This window comes from Caldicellulosiruptoraceae bacterium PP1, assembly GCA_041320695.1.
GTDB lineage: Bacteria > Bacillota > Thermoanaerobacteria > Caldicellulosiruptorales > Caldicellulosiruptoraceae > JBGGOQ01.
Genome location: JBGGOQ010000002.1, coordinates 450,037 through 461,260, shown reverse-complemented (window position 1 = coordinate 461,260; position 11,224 = coordinate 450,037). Strand labels below are relative to the sequence as shown.

The 11,224-nt window shown below is 27.8% G+C and carries 8 protein-coding genes; 4 read left to right on the top strand and 4 right to left on the bottom strand.

What is annotated here, in order from left to right:
* Nucleotides 1–470 precede the first annotated feature (470 nt).
* The 3 genes from ACAG39_05720 to xylF form a co-directional block, all read right to left on the bottom strand.
* Nucleotides 471–1,592 carry a sugar ABC transporter permease gene (locus ACAG39_05720; GenBank protein MEZ0536736.1) on the bottom strand — a complete coding sequence of 374 codons (1,122 nt, stop codon included), beginning with the start codon at nucleotides 1,590–1,592 and terminating at the stop codon, nucleotides 471–473.
* 3 nt (nucleotides 1,593–1,595) lie between these two features.
* Nucleotides 1,596–3,113 (bottom strand): xylose ABC transporter ATP-binding protein, encoded by a 1,518-nt coding sequence (locus ACAG39_05715; protein MEZ0536735.1) that lies wholly within the window; start codon nucleotides 3,111–3,113, stop codon nucleotides 1,596–1,598.
* Nucleotides 3,114–3,184: 71 nt separating this feature from the next.
* Nucleotides 3,185–4,228 carry a D-xylose ABC transporter substrate-binding protein gene (gene xylF / locus ACAG39_05710; protein MEZ0536734.1) on the bottom strand — a complete coding sequence of 348 codons (1,044 nt, stop codon included), beginning with the start codon at nucleotides 4,226–4,228 and terminating at the stop codon, nucleotides 3,185–3,187.
* Nucleotides 4,229–4,459: 231 nt separating this feature from the next.
* Here xylF and ACAG39_05705 point away from each other — a divergent pair, with 231 nt between their 5' ends.
* From ACAG39_05705 to ACAG39_05690, 4 genes are read left to right on the top strand one after another with little or no spacing between them, the layout of a single operon-like run.
* Entirely contained in the window at nucleotides 4,460–5,434 is a 975-nt protein-coding gene (locus tag ACAG39_05705; protein ID MEZ0536733.1) for a substrate-binding domain-containing protein, read from the top strand.
* Nucleotides 5,435–5,453: 19 nt separating this feature from the next.
* Nucleotides 5,454–6,968, top strand: coding sequence for a sensor histidine kinase (locus tag ACAG39_05700; GenBank protein MEZ0536732.1), 1,515 nt, complete (start codon nucleotides 5,454–5,456; stop codon nucleotides 6,966–6,968).
* Complete coding sequence (locus ACAG39_05695) at nucleotides 6,946–8,475, top strand: response regulator (protein ID MEZ0536731.1); 1,530 nt, start codon at nucleotides 6,946–6,948, stop codon at nucleotides 8,473–8,475. The genes ACAG39_05700 and ACAG39_05695 overlap by 23 nt, the downstream gene beginning before the upstream one ends.
* Before the next feature lie 6 nt (nucleotides 8,476–8,481).
* Nucleotides 8,482–9,609, top strand: coding sequence for a sugar ABC transporter substrate-binding protein (locus ACAG39_05690; GenBank protein MEZ0536730.1), 1,128 nt, complete (start codon nucleotides 8,482–8,484; stop codon nucleotides 9,607–9,609).
* A 270-nt stretch (nucleotides 9,610–9,879) separates the two neighbouring features.
* Here ACAG39_05690 and ACAG39_05685 read toward each other — a convergent pair whose 3' ends face one another.
* On the bottom strand, nucleotides 9,880–11,082 hold the full coding sequence (locus tag ACAG39_05685) for a maltose ABC transporter substrate-binding protein (protein ID MEZ0536729.1): 1,203 nt from the start codon (nucleotides 11,080–11,082) through the stop codon (nucleotides 9,880–9,882).
* Nucleotides 11,083–11,224: the final 142 nt, after the last annotated feature.

The window sequence follows — 11,224 nt, the reverse complement described above, 5'->3', positions numbered from 1 at the left end:
CGCTCTTAAATTACTTCTCATTTAGACCGCTTGGTCTTATAGAGCATTCATTTCAACTACTGTTTAATTTTCTAGCTTCTTTCACCGCTTTATCAGCGGCAAGTATAGATTATATACTCTTCTTTCTCTTTTGTCAACTACTTTTTTTGTCTTACTTGTCTTCTGCTTTTCAGGCAGCGACAGTTATTTATTATAGCTGTTCTTTTTCTCTTTGTCAACTGCTATTTTAAAAATATTATTTAAAGCTCAGTATATACTTTTGATATAAGTTGTATTGGTATTTATGAGCCATTTTAATGTTTAATATCTATCTACCAAAATAAAGCTCTAAATATAAAAGAATAATATGTTTTTACTTAACTTCATTATATTTTTAAATAAAAACAATTAAAAAAGGCTACCTGATTTTCAAAATATCAAATAGCCTTTTTAATAATAACTTCATTATTTATAACCATTTATAAATAGAATTATGCTCTTTTCCTTGATGAAATATCAAACCATACAGCAATTATTAATATTAAACCTTTTACAATAATTTGGTATGAATATTCTAAGTTTAATAAACTCATTCCGTTATCAATGCTTGCCATAATAAGAGCACCTATAATTGCTCCTGCAACAGTTCCCTCACCGCCTAATGTGCTTGTTCCTCCTAATATAGCAGCAGCAATAGCGTCAAGCTCCATATTAGTACCTGCACCTGCTGTTGCAGCATCAAGTCTTGATGTCATAACAATACCTGCTAATGCAGCTAAAAATCCCATCATAACAAATATACCTAAATTGACCTTTTTTATGTTTATACCAGATAATCTTGCAGCTTCTTTGTTCCCTCCTATTGCATAAACATATCTACCAAATGTAGTATTTGAAGCAGCAAATGTAAGTATTAAAGTAAAGACAACTAATATTAATAGAGGAATTGAAATCCCTTCATATCCAACCATTATTGCAGTAAATATTCCTATTAAAGCTAAGAAAATTGTACCTTTAACTAATTCCATACCAATTGATGGAACCTCAAGATTATATTTTTTCTTTTTATTTCTTTCATTGATTGTCATATATATATAACCTATAGCTAGAAGAATACCAAATAATATACTTAATTCTTTGTTTAAATATCCTTGACCAATAAATCTAAAACTATCCTTATATGGTGAAATTGTTATGCCTTTACTTACTAACAATACACCACCTCTAAAAATTAACATACCACCTAACGTAACAATGAATGCTGGAACACCTCTATATGCTACCCAATAACCTTGCCATAATCCAATTAAAACACCTATAACAAGTACCCCTATTATTGTCATAGGTGTAGACCAGCCATTCCAAACTTGTAGCACACCAGCCATTGCTCCTGTAAATCCAACAACAGAACCTACTGATAAATCTATATGCCCAGCAACAATTACAAATACCATTCCTATTGCAACAAGTGCAGTAATTGACATCTGTCTTGCAAGCATTGAAATATTTCTTGGTGTAATAAAATTCCCTTCAGTCAATATAGCAAATATTGTCCAAATGACAACAATTGCTATAATCATTGTATATGCCCTAACATTAATCTTCTTTTTCATACTTTATCTTCCTCCTGTTGCATAAGTCATAATTCTTTCTTGAGATAATTCATTTTCATTCAAATCAGCAACTATGCTTCCATTTCTCATTACCAAAACCCTATCACTCATACCAATTATTTCTGGTAATTCGGACGATATCATAATAACACAAACCCCTTGTTCAACAAGTTCGTTCATTATTTGATAAATCTCATATTTTGCACCAACATCTATACCACGAGTAGGCTCATCTAATATTAAAACCTTAGGATTTGCCATTAACCATTTTGCCAATACAACCTTTTGTTGATTACCACCGCTTAGATTTTCTACTCTTTGGAATATAGATGGTGTTTTTACCTTTAAACTATCAACATAGGATAGTGTTTCTTTTATTGCTTTAACATTTTCAATAAACCCATATTTAGAAATTTTATTGTAATTTGCAAGAACTACATTGTCTTTAATATCCATCTTTAAAACTAATCCATATTGTTTTCTATCTTCTGATAAATAGCATACACCATAATTTATAGCTTCGTTTGGCTCTTTTATTTTTATTTCTTTGCCATCTAAATATATCTTGCCTTCTTTTTTTCCACCATAAGCACCAAAAATACTCATAAATAGCTCTGTTCTTCCTGAACCCATCAATCCTGCAACGCCAACTATTTCACCTTGTCTTATCTGGAAACTAGCATCTTTAATAATTGTTTTTTCAGGATTATCTGGATCATAAACATTCCAATTTTTGATCTCAAAAACAACCTTCCCTGGAGTATGTTTTTTCTTTGGATACCTCTCAGTAAGCTCTCTTCCTACCATCATATTTATTATCTTTTCTTCATTTAGTTCTGTTATTGAATTAGTTGATATAGTCTTACCATCTCTTAGCACAGTAACATTATCAACTATTTCAAAAATTTCTTCTAATTTGTGTGAAATATATATACATGTAACACCATGATTTTTTAGGTCTCTTAATATTCTAAAAAGTTGCCTTGTTTCGCCTTCCGTTAATGCGGCTGTTGGTTCATCAAGAATAAGTATCTTGCTGTTTTTTGAAATTGCTTTGGCAATTTCAACCATTTGCTGTTGTCCAATTCCGAGATTCATCACCTTCTCATAAACATCTATATCTATACCAAGTTTATTAAACAATGCTTGTGAATCAGAATATACCTTGTTCCAATCAATAAATCCATTTTTTGTAGGTTCTTCACCTAAAAAGATATTTTCACCAACTGTCATATATTTAACTAAAGTTAATTCTTGGTAAATTATTGATATACCAGCATGTTCACTGTCTTTAATTGTTTTAAACTGTTGCTTCTTGCCTTCTATATATATATCACCTTCATAAGTTCCGAATGGATAAGCACCGCTTAAAATTTTCATCAAAGTAGATTTACCAGCTCCGTTTTCACCAACTAAAGCGTGTATCTCTCCTTTCTTAACTTTAAAAGTAACATCATTTAAAGCTCTTACACCCGGGAAATCTTTTATAATATGTTCCATCTCTAAGATATATTCGCTCATTTAATTATCACCTCTAGCTATAATTTACTTAAGGAGGAAACATCATTATGTTTCCTCCTTAAATTAAAACCTTACTTACCATATACCTGCTGTTTTGTAAACCAACCACTTTTGATTAATACTTTATCAAGGTTTGACTTATCTACTGCAACTGGAGTTAATAAAACTGATGGAACCTTTAACTTGCCATTATCTACTTTACCATTTACGTCTTTTAATGCACTTACCTTTGTTCCTTTTGCAAGTTTTACAGCAACTTCAGCTGCCTTTTTAGCTAATTCTCTTACATCTTTGAATACTGTCATTGATTGGCTACCTTCAACAATTCTCTTTATAGCTGCTAAGTCAGCATCTTGACCTGTAACAACTACTTTACCTGCAAGTCCTTGAGCCTTGAGAGCTTGTATTATTCCACCTGCTGTACCATCGTTTGGTGCAAGTATACCTTGAACATTGTTCTTGTTAGCAGTAAGTGCATTTTCTGCAAGTCTTAGTGCTTCTTCTGGTTTCCAATCTTTAACTGACTGTTCAAATAATACTTTTACAGCACCTTTCTTTACTAATGGTGTTATATATTTCATTGCACCTTCTTTGAATAATTTAGCATTGTTGTCTGTTGGGGAACCACTAAATACAAAATAATTTCCCTTTGGAACCTTTGTTGTTAAATATTTGCCTTGTAATTCTCCAACCTTAACATTATCAAATGAGATGTAAAGATCAACATCTGCATTCTTAATAAGTCTGTCATATGAAATTACAGGAATTTTTGATTTATGAGCTTCTTCGATAACTGATGTTAATGTTTCAGCATTATGTGGAACAATAACAAGAACATCAACACCTTGGCTTATTAGGTTTTCACATTGTGATTTTTGAACTGCATCGTCCATATTTGCTGATTGAACTAAAACTTGTGCTCCTAATTTTTTTGCTGCTTTAACAAATTCATCTCTATCTTTGTGCCATCTTTCCTCTTGTAGTGTATCAAGAGAAAAACCAATCTTAATTGTTTTTGCTTGTGCTTTTGGAGCAAAAACATTTGCTAAAACACCAAAAGCAAAAATCAAAGCAACAACAATAGAAAGAACCTTTAGTTTAAACTTTTTACTCATTCAAATACCCTCCTAATAATAATTTTATCTACCATAAGAATTTTTAAGTTTATCTTATGGTTTATGTATTATATAATACTCACAAAAATATTTTTATTCACTATCATTTTTTGCACATATTGTGGAAGTTTATGATCTAATAATTAAAATTGATAGTAATTTTTAATCAACAAAAATTTTCTATACCTAAAAAGTTCACTAAATGTTACAATAAAACTGGAGGCGTATTATATGAAAATTTCTGATAAATTGTATAGAAGTTTATTTATATTTGTAATAGTAATTTTTTTATCATCTTTTTTATTGATATCTGTATATAATTTATGGAATATATATAAAGCAAATAGAATGATGGGAGTGTATAAAAAAGAACAGAACATAAGAACAATTTTGATACTACCTAAAAATGAATCATATTGGAATACCTTTATTCAACAGTTTAAAGCTGTTTCAGTTAATAGACATATTTTATCTGATGTAATCTTTTATTCTAATATTCAAGAGCTAATTAATGCAATAAGTCTTTCATATTATGCTAATATCGATGCTGTTATATTATGTAATATTTTTAGTAATACTTCAGTGGATAATGAAATTAGCAATCTTAAAAAAAAGAATATTTTTGTTGTTTCTTTATTAAATGATTCTTTATATAAAAATGAAGATATTTTTATTGGAATTGATTATTACCTGAAAGGCAAAATTGTCGGAGAAATTATTTACGATAATCTAAAAAAGAAAACCTCCAACTATGTTAATATGGCTATTGTAAATAATCCTTTTTATAGTAGCATTGGAGGCACTCTTGAAATAAAAGGTATTACTGATTTTTTAAAAGAACATAAAATAAATGAAGTTTATATAAAAACTTTTAGTTCTGATTATGGGTCATTTTCTGCAGAACTTATTGCAAAAGAGCTTGTTTCTGATAATAATAGTTTTAATGTTATTTATGCAAGTAACGAAATTGAAACATTTACTTTAACACAGACTGTTATTTTGTCAAATAAAATTGATAGATTTATTTTAATCGGTTCAGGCTCTGACCAAAAACTACTTAAATATCAAAAAGAAGGAATTATTACAGCATTGATTAATGATAAGGTAAAGAATATATCAGAAAAATTGATAGATGGAATTTTAAGTTTTAAAAAATATGGACATGCAGCATCATATATCTCAACAGATTTTAGTATTATAAAATAGGTTGGTGTAAATTTTCATTATGAAAGAATACATACATTCCATACAGTTTAAGCTAATTATTTTTTTAGTATTTGTAATATTTTCAGTTGTTTTGATGAACATACTCATACAATTTAATATTGAATTTATTATTAGTTCAATTAATCAAACAGTTGAAAGTATAAAAAAGGTTAATGATATTAAGTTAAGTATAAATGATTTAAATTATAACGTTCAACATTTTCTTACAACTGGTGATTCTGATTCATTTTTAAAAATATATGATAGCTTAAACACCATTTCAGCACAGCTAAACGAGGTTAATTCATCAGTTATATCTGCAGAAGAATACATGTATGTTGAAAATATCTACAATATATTTAATAATACAAATGCATTAACCGAAAAGCTTATTATCTATAAAAAAGGCAACATAAATTTTTTAAATGTTTATTTAGACTATTCAAAAACAATTGATTTTATAAATTATTACTTAGCAAAACTTAGTGATTATAAAATAAATCATAATCTAGCAATTTATAAAAAAATACAAAAAATTATTACTACAATTAAAGGCATCAATAATATTATTATTTTTATTTGGACTTTATTAGCAACAATATTAGCCTTTATCTTTGCAAAGCAACTCACATCCCCTATAACAAGGCTTGCAAGATATTCCAATAAAGTTGCTGAAGGAAACTTAGATATTGAAATGCCAGAATATAAATCAAATGATGAAATTGCAATTTTATATACTTCATTTAATAACATGCTTTTAAAGGTAAAGGATATGTTAAAAACACTCGAAGAAAAAGCCGAATTAGAAAGAATAATAAATGAACAAAAAATAGAGTTTATAAAATACAAACAAGCATTGCAAGAAGCAGAGTTAAAAAGCTTACAGTCACAAATAAATCCTCATTTTTTATTTAATACATTAAATACAATAATCCAAATTGCAATGTTCGAAAATGCTGAAAAAACATATGATATTCTTCTAAAAACATCAAGTTATTTAAGGTATACAGTTCATAATATTAATAAAGCCGTTACACTAATGGATGAAATTGAAAATATTAAAAATTACATGTATATTCATTCACTAAGATTTGGTGATAATATAGAATTACAAATAAATATTAATGATGAATGTAAAAAGGCTCTTGTTCCAAGCATGATATTGCAACCAATAATAGAAAATTCTATAATACATGGTTTTTCAAAAAAAAGCAAAGGTATAATTAAAATAAATGTTTTTAAAGATGATAAATTAATGCATATTGAGGTTTCAGATAATGGAGTGGGTATGGATACTAACACATTAGAAAAACTTCGTATTCAAGAGATTGTTTCTACAACATCACATGGTATAGGTATAGAAAATATTTCAAAAAGAATTGAATACTTCTACAATATTAAAAATCCGCTTACTATTATTTCTGAAGTTGATGTTGGAACAACAGTTTTGATCAGCATACCAATTATATATGATTATTTAAAACTACCTAACAGAGGTGAATTTAAAGCAGATGTTGAAAGTTTTAATAGCTGATGATGAAAAAATTGTTCAAGAATCTATAAAGTTTATATTAACAAAGGAGTTTGGAGAAACATTAGATATTGTTACATGTTCTTCGGGCAATGAGGCATTAGAATATCTAACATTTAACACAGTGCATATTACTTTTATTGATATTAAAATGCCAGATATTGATGGACTTGAGATTATTGAAGAGATTAGAAAAAATAAAGTAAATGTTTTCCCAATTTTTATTGTTGTATCGGCTCATGATAAATTTGAATTTGCAAAAAAGGCTGTTGATATAGGTGCATTTTCGTACATTCTTAAACCTTATTCAACAAATGACATAATAAATATTACTAAGCATGCAATAGAGTATGTAAATAATCAGTTATCAAAGCTTAAAGAGGACTTAGAGAAAAATACTCAACTAAAAGTTATGAGGCAATTAATTGAAAATAGTTTTTTATTTACACTAACTTATAACCACTCTTTTGATATTTTAGATATTGACCAATATGAAAAAATTTTTAATATTTCATTAAAAAGTGGATTTTTTTCAGTTATTAAACTGAAAGAAAAGAATGAAATTGTTAATGACTTCGAGCTTGTTGAAAATATCAAAAAAGATATAAAGTTAGTATTTAACAAAAGAGTTCTTGCCTCATCTGGAATGGGAGATATCATTGTCCTATTTTTCCCATCTGATAATAAGCTTGAGGCTGAAGACCTGAAAAATCAATTTCTAGATACATTAAAACAAAAATCATATTTCTATTTAATCAAAATAGGATTCAGCCAATTTTATCACATAGTAGATGGATTTGAGAAAGCTTTTTGGGAAGCATATAATCAAGCAGTCAATTTAAATGAGGAAAGAAATGAAAATGATATATATTTAGAAATAGATTATTTAGAAAATAAAATTTTGTATGCACTCAATAACTCTGTTTCTATAGCTTCTATAGAAACAGTTATTAATGAATTATATGTAAATTACCGAGAAGCATATGGAATGCAAAATATTAAATACAAGATTATAAAACTTATCATAATGCTTTTAACTGAATCAAATATCAACAAAAAAGATATATTATCAGAAATTGAAGAATCAATTATTACACTAATTAATACCCAAGATAATAACCTATTAATTGAGATGAAATCTACAATACTAAAAATAATATCTGAAAATAAAACTAATCAAGAAAAAATATTATCAAATGATATTATTTCGGCTGTTATTAACTATCTAAAAGATAATTACACAAATGAAATATCACTAAGCCAAATAAGTTCTCAGTATAACTTAAGTAGCTATTATTTTAGCAAATTATTTAAAAAGAGCTTAGGTATTAATTTTAAGGAATACATAACAAGACTTAGAGTAAATAAAGCAACAGAATTGCTAAGAACAACTAACTTATCAATAAAGGAAATTTCATATGCTGTTGGATTTGATGATCCAAATTACTTTGTTAAAATCTTTAAAAAGGTAACTGGTTCAACCCCGACTTCTTATAGAGTATCAAATTAAAGGGGGATTAATAACTTGTTTAGCAAATTTAAAAAAATATTTAATAATAATATTATTATAAGATTTAGAACAAATAAAATTATAATTTTTATTGAAATATCAATAATTATTCTTCTTCCATTGTTATTATTCTATTTTATTAGTAGTACTATAAAAGAAAAAACTGAAATTCGCAAAGAAGATAATAAAGTAATTATCGGATTTGCTATGGGTACATTAAAAGAAGAACGTTGGTTCAAAGATAGAGATTTTTTAGCAGCAAAAGCAAAAGAAAAAGGATATGAGATTGAATGGGTAAATGCTAATGAAAATGATTTTGAACAAGTAAACCAGGTTAAATATTTATTAACTAAGAATATTGATATACTTGTTATTGTCCCGAATAGTTATGACAAATGCAAAGCTGCAGTAGAATTAGCAAAGAAAAAAGGAATAAGTGTAATAAGTTATGATCGACTAATAAGAGATGCTGACATAGACGCTTATATTTCATTTAATAATTACAGTGTTGGAGAACAAATGGCAAAGGCACTTTTATCCCAAAAACCTAATGGTAACTATGTTTTTCTACTTGGAAATGCAAAAGATTACAATGTTTATATGATAAAACAAGGTTATGAAAAGATTTTGAAAAATTATTTTAATAATAATAGTATAAGAAAATTATATGAAAATTACTCTCCAAACTGGAAAAAAGAATATGCCTATGAATATGTAAATAACTTGTTGGATCAAGGCAAACATATTGATGCTATTTTAGCAGCAAATGATTCTTTAGCAGAAGGAGCAATTATGGCATTGTCTGAGAAACGTTTAGCAGGTATTGTGCCTGTTGTAGGACAAGATGCTGATATTTCGGCTTGTCAAAGAATAGTTAAAGGTACACAATTAATGACTGTATATAAGCCGATTGATAAATTGGCTGAATTAACAATTGATATTATTGATAAATTATTAAAAAACAAACCTTTAAAAACAAGTATATATTTAAATAATGGATATAAAAAGGTACCAACATTTTTTATTGAACCTATATCGGTATATAGCTACAATATTGATGATACAGTTATAAAAGATAATTTCCATACATTTGAAGAGGTTTATATGATTGATAAAGAAAATAAATCCAATTAAAACCCTACTTGCATTTTAGAATTAAAAGAGGGTTCTTATCTTAGAAATCACAATATTTCAATTGTTATCTATATAAGTCATAACTTTAGTTTGCAACAAAGACTTAAAATAATATAGCATTTGGTTCAGAATTTATAGCATAAAAAACATTTATATTATATATATTTATTCAATTTATTGATGTATCTTTATAATTCTTATTTAATAAAAAAGGAGTAAGCCTTAATTAGCCTACTCCTACAAATTGATACTATTGATTTCTATTTTGCATTATTGCATTTGTGCAATACCTTGCTTAATTTGTTTTACCATTTGTTCAGCAGCTGTTTTTGGTTGTGCTTTACCTGTTGTAACAAGTGATAAAGCATTTCCACCAGGTCCCCATACTGCTGACATTTCAGGAATATTTGGCATTGGAATTCCATTTTTAGCTTGTTCAGCAAAACCAGCCATTATAGCATTTCCTTTTACCTTTGGATCGCTTAATAATTTGTTTAATACAGGTATTCTATTACCTACTTCAAATAGTTTTAAGCCTGAGTTATCAACTAAATATTTTAATAACTTAAATGCTGCATCTTTATTCTTTGATTTAGCTGATACAAACGCAGCTTGAACACCAACAAATGAAGGAGTTGGTTTTCCTAAATCACTCTTTGGTAGTGGAGCTACAGCAAATGGAACATTTGCTTTTTGGAATCCTTCAACATCCCATGGTCCACTAATATAGAAAGCAACTTTGCCATTTTGGAAGTTACCCTTTGCAATATCACCTTTTATATCTTTTGGCATGAATTTATATTTTTGCACAAAATCTCTAAGTAAAGATAACCCTTTTATAGTTCCACTATTTCCAAGACCTATATCATTAGGATCTAATGAACCACCTTTGTTTTTGAAAACATACCCACCATTTTGAGCTAAGAAGGCAAAGCTGAAATAGAAGTTGTTAATATCATACATAAAACCATATTTCTTTGCTAATGTTAAAAATTCACCCATTGTTGTTGGGGCTTTTTTGATTTTTGTTGTGTTATAGAAAAGTGCATATGTTTCCATAGCTATTGGTAATCCATACATTTTACCATCAAATGAAACAGCATCAACTGCCATTGATACAAAATCTTTTTTATCAACCAAATTTGAAGGAACTGCTTCTAATAATCTTGCTTTCCAGAAAGCACCAAGATTATCATGTGGTAAGCCATACATGATATCTGGACCTTTACCTGACATAGCAGCTGTTGAAAAGCTTTGGAACGAACCTTTATCTGCTAATACCTTAACTGTATACCCATTTTGTTTTCCCCATTCATCAGCAATAGGTTGAAGAGCTTTTACTTCATCTTCAGTAAGATGTGACCATACTACTAACTCTTTTGTAGCAGCAAATACACCTGACGTAGGTATTAATACAGAAATTGCAAATACAACAATTAATGTAATAGATAAAAGTTTTTTAAATTTTTTCATTATATAACCTCCTCAATAATTAATAAATGCAAACGTTTGTTAATATAATTATATAATTTTTATATAATTATTGTCAAGTATTTTTTATTATATTGTTTATTTTTTATAAAACGACTTTAGTTATTTATAAAATTTTTTTACC

Excerpts from the sequence above, each read along its gene's own strand:
- ACAG39_05720 (MEZ0536736.1), bottom strand. The coding sequence starts at position 1,592 with ATGAAAAAGAAGATTAATGTTAGGGCATATACAATGATTATAGCAATT.
- ACAG39_05715 (MEZ0536735.1), bottom strand. The coding sequence starts at position 3,113 with ATGAGCGAATATATCTTAGAGATGGAACATATTATAAAAGATTTCCCG.
- xylF (MEZ0536734.1), bottom strand. The coding sequence starts at position 4,228 with ATGAGTAAAAAGTTTAAACTAAAGGTTCTTTCTATTGTTGTTGCTTTG.
- ACAG39_05705 (MEZ0536733.1), top strand. The coding sequence starts at position 4,460 with ATGAAAATTTCTGATAAATTGTATAGAAGTTTATTTATATTTGTAATA.
- ACAG39_05700 (MEZ0536732.1), top strand. The coding sequence starts at position 5,454 with ATGAAAGAATACATACATTCCATACAGTTTAAGCTAATTATTTTTTTA.
- ACAG39_05695 (MEZ0536731.1), top strand. The coding sequence starts at position 6,946 with ATGTTGAAAGTTTTAATAGCTGATGATGAAAAAATTGTTCAAGAATCT.
- ACAG39_05685 (MEZ0536729.1), bottom strand. The coding sequence starts at position 11,082 with ATGAAAAAATTTAAAAAACTTTTATCTATTACATTAATTGTTGTATTT.